The organism is Alteromonas stellipolaris (assembly GCF_001562115.1).
GTDB classification, from domain to species: domain Bacteria; phylum Pseudomonadota; class Gammaproteobacteria; order Enterobacterales; family Alteromonadaceae; genus Alteromonas; species Alteromonas stellipolaris.
In genome coordinates this window covers 2,476,694-2,493,858 of sequence record NZ_CP013926.1, presented here as the reverse complement: position 1 = coordinate 2,493,858, position 17,165 = coordinate 2,476,694, and the positions used below count along the sequence as shown (strand labels likewise).

Annotated in this window: 15 protein-coding genes; 11 read left to right on the top strand and 4 right to left on the bottom strand. The window is 43.8% G+C overall.

All coding sequences use genetic code 11. The features are described from left to right. Positions 1–19 precede the first annotated feature (19 nt). A complete protein-coding gene (locus AVL57_RS10585) occupies positions 20–1,990 on the bottom strand; it encodes a BCCT family transporter (protein WP_057791560.1) in 1,971 nt (656 codons plus the stop codon). 296 nt (positions 1,991–2,286) lie between these two features. On the opposite strand from AVL57_RS10585, the gene AVL57_RS10580 reads away from it, so the two are divergent. From AVL57_RS10580 to AVL57_RS10555, 6 genes are all read left to right on the top strand, one after another. Further along, complete coding sequence (locus AVL57_RS10580) at positions 2,287–4,995, top strand: TonB-dependent receptor (protein WP_057791562.1); 2,709 nt, start codon at positions 2,287–2,289, stop codon at positions 4,993–4,995. Positions 4,996–5,114: 119 nt separating this feature from the next. Further along, a complete protein-coding gene (locus tag AVL57_RS10575) occupies positions 5,115–7,085 on the top strand; it encodes a tetratricopeptide repeat-containing sulfotransferase family protein (RefSeq protein ID WP_057791564.1) in 1,971 nt (656 codons plus the stop codon). 8 nt (positions 7,086–7,093) lie between these two features. Then, positions 7,094–7,627, top strand: coding sequence for a DinB family protein (locus tag AVL57_RS10570; protein ID WP_057791566.1), 534 nt, complete (start codon positions 7,094–7,096; stop codon positions 7,625–7,627). A gap of 80 nt (positions 7,628–7,707) precedes the next feature. Then, entirely contained in the window at positions 7,708–8,034 is a 327-nt protein-coding gene (locus AVL57_RS10565) for a YceK/YidQ family lipoprotein (RefSeq protein ID WP_057791568.1), read from the top strand. 136 nt (positions 8,035–8,170) lie between these two features. Beyond that, positions 8,171–8,380, top strand: a complete 210-nt coding sequence (locus tag AVL57_RS10560; RefSeq protein WP_057796111.1) for a hypothetical protein — start codon at positions 8,171–8,173, stop codon at positions 8,378–8,380. Between the two features lie 183 nt (positions 8,381–8,563). Then, complete coding sequence (locus tag AVL57_RS10555; protein ID WP_057791570.1) at positions 8,564–8,848, top strand: hypothetical protein; 285 nt, start codon at positions 8,564–8,566, stop codon at positions 8,846–8,848. A 113-nt stretch (positions 8,849–8,961) separates the two neighbouring features. On the opposite strand, the gene AVL57_RS10550 is transcribed toward AVL57_RS10555, so the two are convergent. Both AVL57_RS10550 and AVL57_RS10545 read right to left on the bottom strand, forming a co-directional pair. Continuing rightward, positions 8,962–10,155 carry an MFS transporter gene (locus AVL57_RS10550; protein WP_057791571.1) on the bottom strand — a complete coding sequence of 398 codons (1,194 nt, stop codon included), beginning with the start codon at positions 10,153–10,155 and terminating at the stop codon, positions 8,962–8,964. A 231-nt stretch (positions 10,156–10,386) separates the two neighbouring features. Then, positions 10,387–11,490, bottom strand: coding sequence for an NADH:flavin oxidoreductase (locus AVL57_RS10545; RefSeq protein ID WP_057791574.1), 1,104 nt, complete (start codon positions 11,488–11,490; stop codon positions 10,387–10,389). Between the two features lie 400 nt (positions 11,491–11,890). Between AVL57_RS10545 and AVL57_RS10540 the strand changes: the two genes are divergently transcribed. From AVL57_RS10540 to AVL57_RS10530, 3 genes are read left to right on the top strand one after another with little or no spacing between them, the layout of a single operon-like run. Further along, positions 11,891–12,538 carry an energy transducer TonB gene (locus AVL57_RS10540; RefSeq protein ID WP_057791576.1) on the top strand — a complete coding sequence of 216 codons (648 nt, stop codon included), beginning with the start codon at positions 11,891–11,893 and terminating at the stop codon, positions 12,536–12,538. A gap of 55 nt (positions 12,539–12,593) precedes the next feature. Then, entirely contained in the window at positions 12,594–13,160 is a 567-nt protein-coding gene (locus tag AVL57_RS10535) for a sigma-70 family RNA polymerase sigma factor (protein WP_057791578.1), read from the top strand. Then, complete coding sequence (locus tag AVL57_RS10530; RefSeq protein ID WP_057791580.1) at positions 13,157–13,771, top strand: hypothetical protein; 615 nt, start codon at positions 13,157–13,159, stop codon at positions 13,769–13,771. The genes AVL57_RS10535 and AVL57_RS10530 overlap by 4 nt, the downstream gene beginning before the upstream one ends. A 176-nt stretch (positions 13,772–13,947) precedes the next feature. Here the strand turns inward: AVL57_RS10530 and cdd are convergent, their stop codons facing one another. Continuing rightward, complete coding sequence (gene cdd, locus AVL57_RS10525; protein WP_057791582.1) at positions 13,948–14,355, bottom strand: cytidine deaminase; 408 nt, start codon at positions 14,353–14,355, stop codon at positions 13,948–13,950. A gap of 129 nt (positions 14,356–14,484) precedes the next feature. On the opposite strand from cdd, the gene nlpI reads away from it, so the two are divergent. Further along, positions 14,485–15,378, top strand: coding sequence for a lipoprotein NlpI (gene nlpI / locus AVL57_RS10520; protein WP_057791584.1), 894 nt, complete (start codon positions 14,485–14,487; stop codon positions 15,376–15,378). A 13-nt stretch (positions 15,379–15,391) separates the two neighbouring features. Next, positions 15,392–17,161, top strand: a complete 1,770-nt coding sequence (locus tag AVL57_RS10515) for a tetratricopeptide repeat protein (RefSeq protein WP_197427672.1) — start codon at positions 15,392–15,394, stop codon at positions 17,159–17,161. Positions 17,162–17,165 lie beyond the last annotated feature (4 nt).

Sequence of the window (17,165 nt, the reverse complement as noted above, 5' to 3'; positions counted from 1 at the left end):
TCTGCAACCCTAACCCAAGCTACTTAAGCAAATGGATAAAGTGTTGATGCTTCTGAAACTGATCAATTACGTCATTAATCACTGAGATTTTCGACCATCCCATAATATCGTAGTTCTGACCACCTTCACTTAAATGAACTTCTGCGCGATAGTACGTTGGCTTTTCGCCTTCGTCTACCTCTTGTAGCTCACTTGGACCAAATTCTGGCTGATGAGTGGCAGATGGGTATACTGCGTATACAAAATCAGGGTCGCTACCCATGGTTACCGTTAGCATTAGCGATTCATCGGTTTCATCAATCAAAATTTCAAATTGCTGAGTTTCAAACTCTTTACCTACTTCAGACATGGCAGGCTTAACAATTTTTTGCATATAGCGTCTAACGGCATTTTCATCTGGGATAGTCACAATGTTTTCTAATCGGTCTTTCCAGTTCTTATCGCCATCGTTATGCTGCGGCGTACCGGCTAGCACTTGTAAGCTTTCACGTTTATACGCTTCTACTCGTAGTGCTTTCAATAGTCCTGCAATCGCTATAAGCAACACGATTGCGAAGGGCAGCGCCGAGGCAATTGTCATGGTTTGAAGTGCCCCCAAACCACCAGCATAAAGTAAAACGGCACTTACCACACCAACACCAACGGCCCAGTAAATTCGCTGCCACAATGGCGTGTCGTTTCTACCATGTGAACAAAGCATGTCTACTACCATTGCGCCAGAATCGCACGATGTTACAAAGAACACTATCACCATTATGACGGCAATAAAGCTTAATATCGACGAGAATGGGAACTGCTCTAAGAACACGAATAGGGCGACTGCACTATCCTCGTTGACCATGGTGGCTAATATATCCTTACCATGTACTAACACTTGGTCGATGGCGCCATTACCAAAAACGGTCATCCAGAAAAGCGTGAAGGCAGAAGGGATAAGTAATACGCCCATGATGAATTCACGAATGCTACGGCCGTATGAGATACGTGCAATGAACAGACCTACGAATGGTGCCCATGCTAACCACCAGCCCCAATAAAAGATGGTCCAGCCACCAATCCAATCGGTTTTGTCATAGGCGAATAAGTTGAAGGTATTTCTAACTAAATCAGATAGGTAAGCCCCCGTATTTTGCATGTAGGCTTGAAGCAAGAATACTGTTGGCCCTAATATTAGAACAATAAGAAGCAGTAAAATGGCTAAAACCATGTTGGTTTCAGACAAAATACGAATGCCTTTATCTAACCCAGTTGCCACAGAGATGACGGCTAAACCAATAACCCCCGCCATAATCATAATTTGAACGGTGGTATTTGAAGGCAAGCCGAATAAGTAATTGAAGCCGGCATTAACTTGTGATGCACCTAAGCCTAGTGATGTTGAAACACCAAATACGGTAGAAGTAACCGCAAAAATATCGACAACATGACCAGGCCAGCCGTAAATTCTGTCGCCAATTAGCGGATAAAGCGCAGAGCGCAGCGTTAGTGGTAGGTTCTGGCGATACGCAAAATAGGCCAATATTAAAGCCACCACAGCATAAATTGCCCAAGCATGAACACCCCAATGGAAAAAGGTGGTTTTCATTGCTTCGCGCACAGCATCAATACTTTCAGCCTGTGCAGTCGGTGGTGCTAAAAAGTGCATTAGGGGCTCGGCAACGCCAAAAAACATAAGCCCAATACCCATTCCGGCAGCAAACAGCATAGATAACCAAGTAGTGAACTTAAATTCTGGTACGGCGTGGTCGGGGCCTAGCTTAATCTCGCCATAGCGAGACATGCCCAGATAAACCACAAATAACAGTACAATTGCTACCGTAAGTACATAGAACCAACTGCCATTTGTCACAATGACGTCTTGAATAGTCTTGAAAAGTGAATCCGCAGTTTCAGGCAAGGCTGCTGCAAAAATGAGCAGGCAGGCTATAATTATAGAAGATGTGTAAAACACGGGTTTGTTTAAGGGTGATGTGGTCTCAGTTTCGCTCACGCTAGTACTCGTCCTTTCTCTTTTCTGTCGAATTAGAGTTGTTACGTTGAAATATACCGCATGGAACAACTTTTATAAACTTTGATTGTAATTATTAGAACTGATTCCTTAATGGGAGCGGCTGATTTTTAAAATTGCGATATGACGGCGTTAAACGAAAGTTCTAGGTATTAAATAATAGTTAGAGTAGAAATTAATCTTAGTTTATGGGTTAATAGAAATGATATTTTTGATAAGTGTTTTAAGTAAACACAGTTCAAAGAATAAAAAATCACCTAATAGGGAAAACACACATTATGCGTAAAACTCAGCTTAGCTGTGCAATCGTTGCTGCATTGGCATCTTCACCGTTGCTCGCTCAAGAATCTGAAGCGCCAGCGAAACTTGAAACTATAGAAGTTACAGCCACTAAACGCGCCGAATCTATCCAAGATGTACCTGTCGCCGTTACTGCACTTAATGGTAAAGCACTCGAAAATTTAGGTATTGATAATTTTCAAGACTACGTTGAATTTCTTCCAAACGTAGTGTTTCAGGGTACTGGCCCGGGCCAAAACGAAATTTATATTCGTGGTGCGGCAACTACCCAATCAAACATCATGTTGTCTTCAGTTCAAGCATTACAACCCTCTGTTGCTTTCTATGTAGATGAACAGCCTGTATCAATGGCCGGTCGTAACCTAGACGTGTACGCTACTGACGTTGCCCGCGTTGAAGTATTACCTGGGCCACAAGGTACTTTGTTCGGTGCAAGCTCTCAGGCAGGTACAATTCGTTTGATCACGAATAAACCCGACCTAAACAGTTTTGGTGCTGGTTTTGATACCAACATTGGTTTCACCAAAGGTGGTGAAATGAGTAACTCGGTAACGGCTTACTTTAATTTGCCACTTACCGACAAGCTAGGTTTCCGTGTTGCCGCTTACAACGATAAGCAAGGCGGCTGGATTGATAACGTGATGAACGTTCCAGGTGAAGGCGGTTACATTGGAAGTGCGGTAGTTATTGACCGAATCTCTGGCGGCCCACTTGCTGATCCTGTTGCCATGGATGCAAACCGCGTAACTAGCCCAGGCGTTAACTCGAACGAAGAAGCATCTGTTGTATCTCCACAAAATGATGCGCTTGTTGAGGAAGACTTCAACGATGCAATCTACACGGGTGCACGTTTCGGTTTACTTTATGAATTTAATGATGACTGGGATTTGTTGGTTCAACATACTCAACAATCACTAGATACTGAAGGTGTATTTGCTTACGACCCTACGCTTGAGGGCGAAAGTTCTGCGCTTCGTTTTGCTCAAGAAGAAAACAAAGATGAGTTTGGCTTAACAACCTGGACATTAGAAGGTCGTTTGGAAAAACTAGACCTTGTGTACACAGGTGGTTATTTAGATCGTGAAATCGATACCTTAGCCGATTACACGGGCTACACTAATGGCGGTGCTTTCGCAGCGTATTACGTGTGTAACCATTATGAGGCTGGTGTTGAAGCTGAAGATCAGCGCTGCCTAGATCCTACCAAGTACTTTAGAGAAGACACAACTACAACTCGTTCTACTCACGAGCTTCGTTTTGTGACGACCATGGATACGCCTTGGCGCGTAACTGCGGGTTTGTTCTATGATGACCAAGAAGTGGCAACAGTAGGGCAGTTCAAAATTGCTAATACTGACGGCGAGCTAACCCAATACGGCTTTAACAACCTACAAAGAACGTTAGTAGGTACCGACGGTATTAATAGCGACGGTGGTCCATTCCCATCAGAAATAAGCTTTATTAACGACATTACCCATACCGTTGAGCAAATTGCGGTATTTGGTCAGTTTGAATACGACATTACCGATTCACTAACCGCTAGTGTAGGCGCTCGTTGGTATCAAATTGATGATAAGTACACAGGTTCAACCTCTACTGTTGACGTAACACGCCGTGTTCAAGCGTTTGGTTCACTTGACCCAGATGAGCTCGCTGCCGTTGGCCTAGACCCAGATGCAGTAAATGCTGCCATTGCTAGTGGCCAGCTAGAAACTGATTTGTTAGGTAGCGATGGTGTACTTACCGTTGACGATACTATCTTCAAATTTTCACTAGATTGGAAAGTAAACGACGATTTATTATTGTTTGCTAACTACTCTGAAGGCTTCCGTCCTCCGGTAACTAACCGTGTTGGTGGTGGTTTGGCGAAAAACCAAAGTGGCGCATTTGAAAACTTCCGTATTCCTGTGTACTCAACCACAGATACCCTTGATAACTACGAACTAGGTGTTAAGGGTGACTTCTTAGACGGCATACTACGTGTAAACGCTACGGCGTATTACTCTGAAATTTCTGACCTACAAACGTCACGTTTCGACCCAACTAACATCTCTTTCTTAGTATTTACCGACAACGTTGGTGATGCAGAGATTCAAGGTTTAGATGCCGACATTACGTGGTTAGCTACAGACGACTTAGTGATTAACGCTGCTTTCAGTTTGTTAAATACTGAATTAACTAGCGTTAACTCTGAATTAGAAGGCATTGCAGCAGGTGTAGGCTCTGAACTTCCTTACTCTGCTGGCTTCTCTGGTAACATTAACGCACGTTACTTCTTCGAATTAGAAGGCGACAAGCGTGGTTACGTGAATGGCTCTGTAAGCTACACCGGCGACCGTTATGCAGGCATGGTAATGGACGCTTACGTAATGGAAGATGCAACGCAACTTATTTACGGCACAGGTTCTGGCCTTAAAATTGAGAAGCATGCAGACGTTTACGAAGGCGTAACGTATACCGACTCTAACGGTGACGTATTTGAAGGCGGCCGTTACGTACAAGAGTCTTATATGCTGGCTAACTTAGCCGTTGGTGTAACTAACGAGGTATGGAAAGCCGAGCTTTATGTCGATAACGTGTTTGATGAAAGCGCGATATTAAATATTGATACTCAGCAGTTTACACCTAAGGTAGTCACGAATCGCCCACGTACCATCGGCGTGCGCTTTTCTTACGATTACTACTAAACACAAGTTATGTAATCTGACTTTGGTGTAATTTGAACTTCATGTAATATGTTACACCTACCTAAAACGGCATGCCTTAGGGGATGCCGTTTTTTTATGTTTTTAGGCATGCTGTATTTATGAATTCACAAGAACAACAAACTCTTACTGCACTAAAACAAAGTTTGATGCAGTCTAATCATCAGCATGTTATTGCGCAAAGTAAGCAGTTTCTCAATGCTAAACCCAGCGAAGACGCTACCCGCGAAGCCATGTATGTAATGGCAGTGGCGTACCGACTTGCCGGAGAGATTAAAAGCGCAATAAGTACACTGTTACATCTTGTCGAAATATTCCCAGATTACGGCAGAGGCTTTCAAGAGTTGGGCTACTGTTATTTACGTGAAAACGCCCACAGCGAGGCAGCCAACGCCTTTTATCAGGCCACACGTTTCAACCCCGCACTTGTTGCCGCATGGCAGCAGTTAGAAGCGGTATACAAGCGAGACAATCAACCTCAAGCTTTGGCACTCGCACAACAACATATTAGTTTCCTGCAAAGTCTACCCAAACCATTACTTGGCGCACACGATTTAATGCACGAAGGCCAGTTGCATAAAGCAGAACAGGTATGCCGTCAGTTTTTAGCCAAAAACAAGCATCACCCTGAAGCCATGATGCTATTGGCAGAATTAGGCGTGCAGTTAAAGGTATACCATGATGCCGAGTTTTTATTAGAAAGTTGTGTTGCGCTTTATCCTGACAACGATAAAGCCCAAGCGGCTTACCAAGGGTTACTGGCAAAACTGGGCAAATTCCCGCAGGCGGCAAAAGTGGCGCGAGCGCGCTTAGCACAGCAGCCAGAAAGCTTTTCCATAAAAGTAAGCTTGGCCCATGCGCTAGTGGGTGTTGGTGAGTTGGAAGAGGCCATTGGTATTTATCATCGTTTACTTGCCGATAAGCAAGATCGCCCCGCTCTGTGGGTTGCTTTAGGCCATGCATTAAAGGCCAAAGGCGATGTGAAAGAGGCAATTGCATCTTACGAGAAAGCCGCCATGTTTGCCCCTGATTTTGGTGACGCGTACTGGAGCTTGGCTAATACGAAAACCTATCGTTTTGATGATAACGCTTTGACGGCAATGCAACAGCAAGAAGCGCTTGAAACCACAAAGCTAGACGACAGAATTCACCTTTGCTTTGCCTTAGGGAAAGGCTTTGAAGATGCGAAACAGCCCGACAAAGCGTTTGAATATTATAACAAAGGCAACGACCTTAAAAAGCGCACTCATCGCTTTGATATTGCTCGCACAGAAGTGGCGCTTGAAGCCCAAGCATCGGCCTGCGACGCAGAATTAATGAGTGAGTTCAGCGGCTGCGATGCGCCAGACCCCATTTTTATTGTTGGCTTGCCGAGGGCAGGTTCAACCTTGCTAGAGCAAATATTGGCATCCCATTCTATGGTGGATGGCACTATGGAGCTACATGATATTTTAGGCATTGCATCCAGCTTAAGTAATCAGAAGAAAGCGTACCCCTTTAATCTTGCTGATTTGTCTGATGAAGCATGCATTGCCCTTGGCGAAAAATACATGGCGCAAACTCAAGCGTATCGCCAGTCAGCCCCATTTTTTATCGATAAAATGCCGAATAACTTTGTGCATATTGGCCTCATAAAGCGCATTTTGCCAAACGCAAAAATCATCGATGCTAGGCGCGACCCCATGGATTGCTGCTTTAGTGGCTTTAAGCAGTTATTCGGGGAAGGGCAGGAGTTTAGCTATTCCTTAGATGATATTGGCCGTTATTATTGCGCATATGAAAAGCTAATGAACCACTGGCATTCTGTATTGCCGGATCATATTCTAACCGTGCAGCACGAAGACGTACTTGATGATTTAGAAGGGCAAGTACAACGCATTCTTGATTTTTGCGGTCTGCCATTTGAACCAGCGTGTTTATCGTTCTATGAAACCAAACGGGTAATTAAAACCCCCAGTTCAGAACAAGTACGCCAGCCTATATATAAAACTGGCATGCAGCAGTGGAAGCCCTTTGAAAGTTACTTAGATGAACTTAAGCTAGCATTAACTAAACGAAGCAACATGTCTTAGGAACGTTTATGTCTTTAAAAAATAGCTTCACATTGATGGCTCAATACAATCAGTGGATGAATGAGTCTGTATATTCAGCAGCATCGCAATTAAGCCCGGCCGCATTGGATGAAGATGTGGGGGCTTTTTTTGGATCTATCTTAGGAACGCTTAACCACATATTGGTTGCCGATATTATCTGGCTCCAACGATTTGCAAAGCATCCTGATAAGTTCAGCGAGTTAGACATCGTAATGGCAATGTCGCTTCCTAAAAAGCTAGATGAAACACTTTTTGAGGATATAGGGTTACTACGCGAGCAAAGAGTGAAAGTAGATGAGGCTATTTTGGCCTTCGCTAATGCCTTATCAAGCGAAGTGCTTACCACTGACTTGTCATTTCTAGATACTGCGGGTGTGCCACATACGAAAAACTTCGGTCAACTTATACTGCACTTATTTAACCATCAAACACATCACCGCGGGCAAATTACTACGTTACTTTCTCAGCGTGGTCTAGATGTTGGGGCTACCGATTTACTGGAGCTAATCCCTGCGTTATAGTTTCTGCTATCAATTTCGCATTAACATCGACTGCACGAAGTTGCCCCCAATTCAACAGCATTAAATGGAATTAGTCGTATATGAAAATTTTGTCTCTCGCCATCTTATCTTTAGCGTGTTGCTCTTGTGCCACTGTGAAAACAATTTCTCCTGACAACAACCATGTTCAAATTGAACATCAAGGTAAGAAAAGCTACTGCGAAGAAATACCTCGTGTATACAGTGGATTCTCATACAATGTATGTTTGTTAAATGGTGAACCAAGCCGACGGGAAAATATCGGTTCGACGGTTGGGAAAGTTCCTTTCTTTGTTATTGATGCGGCGTTTTCTATTGTGGCAGACACTATTGTTATTCCGTACACGGCGGTACAGCAGATAGACAAAGGCAGCATTAAAGTTAACTAAGCTTTCGCTTTCACTCGCTTCTTTATGATTCAACTCCTTGTGTAAAAATACGCAACTTTACGTAAAGGCGATTGTATGGCGACCATCGCTTCCGCTAAGGTTGATTTTACCAAGATGGTAAAATGGAATGTTTGTTATGAATATTAATGCAACATTGATTGGGCAAGTTATTATTGTCTTTGCTGTACTGATGGCTGCTGTTGGCTATTATTTAGGGAAGCGAAAAACCCAATCGCCCATTATTACCTCTGTTTTGGCATTCTTTTCCGCACTTGTACCGCCTGTAGCAATTATATTTCTATTCGTACTGGTATTAAAAAACGATGTGAAAATATCGGAAAATTGATCGTTGGTTTACTAATAGGGCTTGCCGTCGTTATATCGGCGTTTTTTTGTAATAACTCACTTTTAACAGCCAATGTTCATACTAATTACTGTTAATTACGTCCTTATGAGTAAATAACCTGCGACATTGCTCAGGTTACATGCAATGCTCTAGGCATTAGAACAATTACCTACCAGAACTACTATGAATTTAGATAAGTCGACAAAACGCATTGCCAAAAGGGTAAAGAAAGGATTTCAAGGCTACCCACAAATTACCTTAACGTATTATGGGGAAACGGCAGAATGCGCAAACGAAGTGGTGATGGGATTTATCGCTGAAGAAGGCGCAGCTCCACAAGAACAAAAATTTGCCAGCAAGACTGACGCAAGAACCGATGAAACCATTCAAACTACGCTACTTAAAGTTATAGAGCGCGCCGATGCAAAAACGGTAACAGAAGCCGAAGGCATTGTAGTTACAAAATAGCGCATGTTTAGCAATTTGGGTGAACGTGTCTCTTTGATAGACCCTAGTTGAATGGCTTAAGAAGAAAGTCACCAGTAAAAAGTAGCGAGCCCACTTAACTCTAAAGCCTAATTTTAATGGCGTGTTTTAAATTTTAGCGTGAAGAAGAACACTAACAAATAACAGCTGAACGAGAACCAGTAGGGCAATGAGGCATCTATAGCGTAAAGGTACGAGCCTAAAAGTGGACCTACCGCAAACCCCAAAGGTGGGCAAGCACCAGCGATGCCAGCTACCGCACCTTGTTCATCTGATGATACCGCTACCGATACACCAGCCATAAAGCCTGGGCCCGCTATTCCTAATCCCAAACCCAATACGCACATGGCCGACATAAACTGAAATTTAGTGTCGCCCGAGGCTAAAATAGCGAACGCTACCATCATTATGGGCATTGAAAGCCGTAGTAACGTGAAAGGCCGCAGCTTTAATCGAGGAATAAGCAGCATTTGAACCAGCAAGGCTGATGCCGCAGAGATCATCAAACTAAAGCCTACAATTTTAGCGGTGTCGGTACTGTTTAGCGCGAAGGTGTCTTGAAACCGAAAGGCTATGGTTTGCTGAACGATAGCAAAACCCATAAACAACAATACACCTGCAACTATTAAAGGAAATATTCTCGGGTCGGTGTACTTCAGCTTTTTTGGTAATGAAGTATGATTAGGTCTAGGCAATACTGGCAAAGAAAACATGGCTAATACTGCAACAGCTACTGTCACCCCCACAGAAAAATAAAGTGGCGTAAGTAAACTTATACTGGCCAGTAGCCCGCCAATGGCAGGACCCAAAATTGAGCCAATATTGGTGGCCGCACCTAATGCGCCCATACCTTTTACACGCTCTTCTACTGTGGTGATGTCAGCCATATAAGCGCTTGCTGACGGCGATACGGCAGCCATTACCGTGGCATTACCCACCCGAGTGATGATAAGTAAGGTAAGCGCGGCTAAAGGGGCTAGAAAGCCTAATAGTGCAGCTTGGAATACGCCAGCGAAGACTAAAGTACCCGCAGAATAGCCAAACAATCCAATCAAGAGTACTTTTCGTCTACCCCAACGATCGCTAGCACGCCCCCACAAAGGGCTTATTAAAAATAACGTAAGAGAAGAACAAGAAATAATGGCACCAATTTGCACTTCTATTAGGCCAATTTCTCTACCCAGCGGCGCTAAGATAGCGAACAGAACGGTTTGAGCAAATCCAATGGCAGCTGCGGCTAATAGCAGTGTATTTTTAGCTAACTTATTAGACGGCATTGGTTGTGTCATAGTGAAGATTACTGATTAATTGAACGGTCAATGGTGAAAGTACTATTCTTATGTAGGTGTTAGCCACCGTAAGTATTAGCCATTGCGCGCGTTAGCCATTGTGTCACCAGTTGAGCAATCTCATGGACGTTAATTAGCGCGCTCGCTATCGAGTATTTGTGCAAAAGGTTACATAAGCGCTGATGTCGGCAGCGCTGATGTCGGCGCTTATGTAACTACTCACGTAACTGCTTATGTAAGCGAAGCGAGGGCCTTGCCTGAAAACTCTTCTAGTTCATCAAGTTGATTGTTTTTAATCTTATTAGCCCAGTTTGAATCTTGTAGTAGGGCTCGACCTACAGCCACCAAATCAAACTCGCCTTTTTCTAAACGTTCAATCAAATCATCGATAGCGCGGGTGTTTGAACCTTTACCTGTAAATGCTCCGAAAAAATCATCGTTAAGACCCACTGACCCTACGGTAATGGTTGGCTTGCCGGTAAGTTTTTTAGTCCAGCCAGCTAGGTTTAAATCTTCGCCTTCAAATTCATTTTCCCAATAGCGGCGCTGCGAACAATGGAAAATGTCTACACCTGCATCGCTAAGCGGAGCTAAAAACTCTTCAAGTAATTGCGGTGTTTCAGCCAGACGTGCTGTGTAATCTTGTTGTTTCCATTGTGAATAACGAAGCACAATGGGAAAGTCAGGTGACGTAGCTGCGCGGATAGCTTTAATGATTTCTACCGCAAAGCGACCACGGTTTGCCATGCTGCCCCCCCATTCATCGGTGCGCTCGTTAGTGCCGCTCCAGAAAAACTGGTCAATCAAATAACCATGTGCGCCATGAATTTCAATACCATCAAATCCAATACGTTTAGCGTCTGCCGCAGCAGTTGCGAAAGCGTTGATTACAGATTCAATATGTTGCTGAGTCATTGGCTCTGCGCCTTGCTTACCTGGCTTAAACAAGCCTGAAGGGCCTGCGCTAGGAAGTTCAGGGAACGGCGCTTTTTCAGCAACACGAGCCATTCCTACGTGCCAAAGCTGAGGCATAATTTTTCCGCCAACACTATGCACTGCCTTTACTGTTTCTTCCCAACCGGCAAGTGCTTTGTCACCGTGAAAAACCGGAATACGATGGCTCATATTAGCTACCGGATCGTTTACCGTAGTACCTTCAGTAATGATTAAACCAGTACCCCCTTCAGCGCGGCGGCGATAGTAATCAGCAACATCTGAGGTTGGTACACCTTCAGGAGAGAATTCACGAGTCATCGGTGCCATTACAATTCTGTTGTCTACCGATAGCCCTTTGTGCTTGAAAGGGGTAAATAACGCTTGAGTTTTGGTGGTCATAGGCAGTTGTATTCCATAATAGTGCGCGAAATGTACTTAAAAGCACGATAGGGCTTATAAACGAACATTCAACGCAACAAAATTTATCTGGGAAACCTCAGTAAGCCGCTTTATCGTTTTCGTATCTCTTTACAAAGGCTTTTTACACGAGCCCTTTATACGCGCTCTTGGATAAAAGCTTATTAACACGAACTTTATAATGAGCTCATTGATAAGCGTAATGATCTTAGGTTTCACCAGTTTACGAGATTGAATATAGTATTAGCAGATGAAGAAGAGTCAATTTATCAATTTGAATGGTCATACCAGTGGTTGCGCGCATGCGGTTTCAATTTAAACACAAAAATAATTCACCCCTATTGTCATCTTGTTACGTTATGTAAGAAAACAGGAGAGCAATATGAACGCTTTTACACAACATAATGTATTTCGACCCTTTAGCGTTAAGCCACTTATTTACATAGCGATGAGTATACTTATCACCTTTGGTTTGTTCGTCGTAATGGCTAAGTTAATTGAGAATAATCAGGTTGGCAGCAAAGTTACTGAATATCAGACTGTTGGGCCAGTAGTACTAGCCTTGGATGATCCTGAAGTGATTGTGCGTACGCCTATAAAACCCATGGAGAAGCCTGTAGCACAGCCGCCTATGGAAATACCCAAAGCGGATCCTACGCCCAATGATACCGATACAACGTTTAAGTTTACCCCTCAATTTACAAACAATACGGTAAATATAAATCCCAATTTTCAAAGTGGGAAAAGGGATATGCAAGCTTCTCCGCAATTTCGGGTAGATCCAACCTTTCCCCAAGAGGCGTTGCGAAATGGTACAGAAGGGTGGGTTAAGTTAGGTTTTACTGTAGCGTCTAATGGTACGGTACAAGATATTCATATCATTGGTTCCGAGCCAAAGCGTGTGTTTGACCGTGCAGCCCGTCGAGCCTTGTCTAAATGGAAATATAAACCAAAAATAGAAAATGGTGTGCCAGTGGCTCAGCATGATATGTTTGTTGTATTAGATTTTCGTTTTGAATCCGCACGGTAATAATACGTTTTAATTAGTTTTGTTTGTTCTTAAAGGTAATTAAGGGAGTACGCGTATGAGTTATGCCAGAGCAGGGCTGCTGATATCAGTAAAAGATTGGTTTAGTGCTCCCTTAAGCGATGAAAGCTTAATGGAACAATATGCGCGTACCGGGGAACCCAAAGTCTTGTCTCGTTTATACGACCAACATAGCAATGCACTGTATTACTATCTGTTGGTGTTGAGTAACGCCGATATGGCAGCCGATATAACCCAAAGAACTTGGCTAAAGGTAATAGAAAAAAAGCACTTGTATCGCCATGAAGGAAAATTCTTGGGCTGGCTTTTTACCCTTGGACGCAACGCCCTGTTAGACGAACTTAGAAAACAACATCAACAAAATAGCCATTGTAATCAAGTTGAAAACTTGGTGTCAGATAGCGCCGTATTAGATGATATCCCAGACTTTCACCAACTATTAAAGCGGTTACCTTTCGAGCAAAAAGAAGCGTTCTCCTTGCAGCAAGAAGGGTTCAGCGTGCATGAGATAAGCACAATTTGTTGTGTCCCTCATGAGACAGTTAAAACACGTCTTCGTTATGCAAGGGAAAAGCTTAGAAAAGCATTGGAGTCACAATCATGAACGACGAAAATGAACAGTTCCGTCAGGCATATCAGCACAGTAAGCGTCAACGTAAGGTGCCAAGCCGTATTAAACGTAATGTGATAAGTAATGCCAAGCACCATGAAAATTCACGTACTGCAAAAGGGGTACGCTTTTGGCAACTCTTACGGGGTTGGCATAAAGACTGGTTTGCATTTGGCGCGGCCGCATTTGTGTTGGTGGTGTTGGTTGGCATTTACGACTTTAAAAGCCAGGTAAGTAATACAGCAAATATTGACATTATAGATGTTGCACTTGAAGTACACGGTTTTAGTGATGAAATAGCTGATGTTAATATTAACGATTACAGCAAGAAATATAAGGCTTACAGCAGAGCTTACGAACAACAGGCAGCCACATTGAACACCGTAAGAACAAGCGTAGCAACACTTACGAACATAGATAATCAATGGACGTTAGTCGACTGCTCGTCAAAGCAAATCACCCTTTCTGATAATCTAGTAGCGAGTATGAGGGAGCATCAGCGTATCGCCACGGGCATAGAAATTGGCGATCAAGTCGCATTAGCGTTTAATCAAAACGGATTGATCTTGAACATTACTCGTTCTGGGGCGCCGAGAATGTGCTGATAAGACGTATGAATTAAGAGTGCGCGCTAATTGAGTGTAAAATAGGCAATGCATAACATAGAAAGATGAGGGCTGGAAACGTAGCATTAAAACAGGTGAAAAACGCAAGCCTTACGCGGTGTTATGACTAAAAATAACCGCGTAAGACACTATGTTTGAACGTAGCTATTTACCTATTACTTGCCTAAGTCATGCGCCCTAAAAGCATTGGGCAGTAATTCACCAATGGTGGTTTCGTGGGTTTCACCAGATTTGGTAACCATCACCACAGGGGTGTCATCCGGTGCAAACTCTGCAATTTTTTGTCGACAGCCTCCGCAAGGAAAGCAAAACTCGTCGTTCTGACTCGCCACCACAATAGAATGAATGCGCTTGTGGCCGTGACTAACCATATTTCCAATGGCGCTGGCTTCAGCACATTGACTTAGCGGGTAAGCGGCACTTTCTACGTTGCAGCCTGCAAAAATATCACCTGACTCAGTAAGTACAGCAGCACCTACTTTGAAATTAGAATAAGGTGAGTGCGAGTGTTGTTGAACTTCTTGTGCTTGTTCTATTAGTTTTTTTATCTTTTTATTATCCATAACTACCTACATTCTCCCGACTTATAACTTTACTTTTTACACTAAATGCGAGAAGGTTGGCGGCATATAAAGCCGCTTACGCATCTGTAACGCGGGATGTTTTTTCTTACTTAAGAATGCTTTTTTACCATGCGTCGAAACGTTAGTCTCATCTTTTTTTTCATATCTGTTGGTATTTTAGGCGGTTGTGCACAAACTCCAGAAGTTTCTCGCCAACCACAAATGGGTAATTTACTGTTAGCAGAGCCTGCGCCAGTTAATCCTCGCTCTGAAATGGCTATTGCCCGTTACAATCAAATTTTGGGTAGCAGTGCCTTGTCTGACGAAGACAAAGCAGAGCTTCACCTACAGCGCGGAATGCTATATGACAGCGTTGGGTTAGGTGGGCTAGCGCAGTTTGACTACAGTCAGGCCATTAATCTTAAGCCCGATTTTGCAGAAGCCTATAATTCAATGGGTATTCACTACATTCAGCAAAGCGACTTTATTCAAGCCTACGATTCCTTCGATTCTACGCTAGAAATTAACCCTGAATACGATTTCGCTTTTTTAAATCGCGGCATTGCCTTGTATTACGGCGGTAGAGCCGAACTGGCTGTCGAAGATTTAGGCTTGTTTTTGCAAAAAGATAATTCTGACCCGTTTCGGGCGTTGTGGGCGTATTTTGCCCATTATGATTTGTCGCCAGAAGAAGGTCAGGCTTATTTAGCGGCTATTCGCCCAGAATTAAATAACGAACATTGGGCGACGACACTAACCGATCTATTTTTAGGCGTGGTGGATGAAAACGCAGTGCTTAATTCGCTACTTGACGGTGTAAAGAGTCAAAAAGCGTTAACCGACAGGTTATGTGAAGCCTACTTTTATTTAGGGAAGTACCATAGCCAAGACGGTAACAATGGTATAGCTTCTAACTACTTTAAGTTGGCGCTAAGCACCAACGTCTTCGATTATGTTGAGCATCGTTACGCTCGCATGGAGCTTAACCGCCTTCGTCAAAGTTCGTCAGACGCTGAAGAGTAACAGCGCCTAAATAATGCGTGGATTAACACTAGCGATAATAGCGTTGTTGCTGATAGCCGGCGACAGCGGCCGTTACACACAGCAGTTAGTGCGTAATGCTACTTCGGCAATACACGCTTACGACAAGCAATTTCTTGCAGCCGAATCTCTCTCAACTGAGCCTGATTTACCCGAGTCATTCACTCCCGAACAAACTGTTTCTGATTCAACTGGCTCTGATGCGGCTGACTCTGATACAGCTAGCGCTGATTTAACGTCTAGTGCGTCTGCGAATAAACCATCTCCATTAAATGACGCCCAACCATTAAAGCAAAGCGTTTACGCGCTGCTTTGGCTTGCGGCGCAAAATCATGATCAATCTGCTACAAGTCAAGGCAACGATAGTGCCAGCGAAGAAGCGCAAAGCCTTCTTATTACGCTAGCAAGTAAAAACAACGCCCAATATTGGCTTGAGCAGCTAGCCTCAATTAATAACGCTGACGCAGCATGGGCTCTGTACCAGCTACTTGGTGAAGAGGCCGCTTCCGACCGGCTCGTTCGCTTAGCTGCTCTTGGTAACGTTGCTGAAGCCCAGCTGGCTTTCGCCATGGCCACTGAAAACTCTGAAAAACGAGAGAAATGGTTAATAAGAGCGGCTGAACAAGGTTATATGCCAGCACAAGCGGCACTCGCCGATTGGTATCTATTACACGCTCAACCAGGATTGGCCAAGCCTTGGCTTCAAAAAACAGCAATGCAAGATATGCAAAGTGCATTTAAGTATGGCAGGTTGCTGTGGGATGAAAACAATCGTGAAGAAGCAAAGGGGTTTATTCAGCGTGCGGCCAAAGAAGGTCACAAACTAGCGCAGCAAATGGCGTCTGTTATCAAGCGATACAGCCCAACAACGCCTTCTAACGTGCCTCAATATGCATGGCAATCAAATACAATGTGCCATCAACGAATACAACTTGTGGCCACGTCTTTAGCGACGATTGCTCGTGCGGATAAGTTATACAAAGACTATAAGAATGATGAGCGGCTAAGCGAACTTCCACTATGTATTGCGCCGCCTATATGGCTTGAAAATAACGTGCTTGACTGTAACGCTAATTTTCAAGGGCAAGGTAATCTTGCCTGTAACGTGAAGCCGCTCGCTCCCATTGTAAAAGCGCGGGATATTACCCACGCCATCGTGGTATCAGAGCAGGGTAAAGCCAATGTTCAAAATGGGGTGATGTACTTAGATATAAGTGATGCTTACTCAGTGATGGTGCACGAGCTGGCGCACTTCTCGGGCTTTATTGACGAATATGCGTTGTCACGCAATGCTGCGAGGCGTTACTGCTCCAAAGAAGGGTTGAACACGTTTGCTCCGCCTAATCTAACTATGGACGGTGCCATTGCTTATCATCCTCAAAACACGGTAAATCGATGGGAAACAAAAGCCAAAGAAGAGTTTTTACCTTTACGGGTAGGTACGGCTAAAACCTGTGGTGCAATAAACGTAACCAGCTACAAGCCTAGCCGCGTGATCACGTTTATGGAGCACCATGATAGTGGTGTAATTCCTGATTTGTATTTATCGTTGTGGCAAGAGCAATTAGCGAACCCAGCGGCGCAGCGCCCTATTTCAATGAACTTGTTCCAAGCATTTCATAAAAACGGACAGCCACAAGAAGCAGGGCAATGGCTTGCAGCCTACGAAAGCCACAAAGCCAGTGGTGAAATTAATGCGAGTGAGGCACCTGCAGATGCTGCTACCTCTACAAATTCAGACAGTAATACCGATACTGAAGAGTAGGGGG

Coding starts and splice junctions, on each gene's coding strand:
- AVL57_RS10580 (WP_057791562.1), top strand. CDS start 2,287: ATGCGTAAAACTCAGCTTAGCTGTGCAATCGTTGCTGCATTGGCATCT.
- AVL57_RS10575 (WP_057791564.1), top strand. CDS start 5,115: ATGAATTCACAAGAACAACAAACTCTTACTGCACTAAAACAAAGTTTG.
- AVL57_RS10570 (WP_057791566.1), top strand. CDS start 7,094: ATGTCTTTAAAAAATAGCTTCACATTGATGGCTCAATACAATCAGTGG.
- AVL57_RS10565 (WP_057791568.1), top strand. CDS start 7,708: ATGAAAATTTTGTCTCTCGCCATCTTATCTTTAGCGTGTTGCTCTTGT.
- AVL57_RS10560 (WP_057796111.1), top strand. CDS start 8,171: ATGAATATTAATGCAACATTGATTGGGCAAGTTATTATTGTCTTTGCT.
- AVL57_RS10555 (WP_057791570.1), top strand. CDS start 8,564: ATGAATTTAGATAAGTCGACAAAACGCATTGCCAAAAGGGTAAAGAAA.
- AVL57_RS10550 (WP_057791571.1), bottom strand. CDS start 10,155: ATGACACAACCAATGCCGTCTAATAAGTTAGCTAAAAATACACTGCTA.
- AVL57_RS10545 (WP_057791574.1), bottom strand. CDS start 11,490: ATGACCACCAAAACTCAAGCGTTATTTACCCCTTTCAAGCACAAAGGG.
- AVL57_RS10540 (WP_057791576.1), top strand. CDS start 11,891: ATGAACGCTTTTACACAACATAATGTATTTCGACCCTTTAGCGTTAAG.
- AVL57_RS10535 (WP_057791578.1), top strand. CDS start 12,594: ATGAGTTATGCCAGAGCAGGGCTGCTGATATCAGTAAAAGATTGGTTT.
- AVL57_RS10530 (WP_057791580.1), top strand. CDS start 13,157: ATGAACGACGAAAATGAACAGTTCCGTCAGGCATATCAGCACAGTAAG.
- cdd (WP_057791582.1), bottom strand. CDS start 14,355: ATGGATAATAAAAAGATAAAAAAACTAATAGAACAAGCACAAGAAGTT.
- nlpI (WP_057791584.1), top strand. CDS start 14,485: ATGCGTCGAAACGTTAGTCTCATCTTTTTTTTCATATCTGTTGGTATT.
- AVL57_RS10515 (WP_197427672.1), top strand. CDS start 15,392: ATGCGTGGATTAACACTAGCGATAATAGCGTTGTTGCTGATAGCCGGC.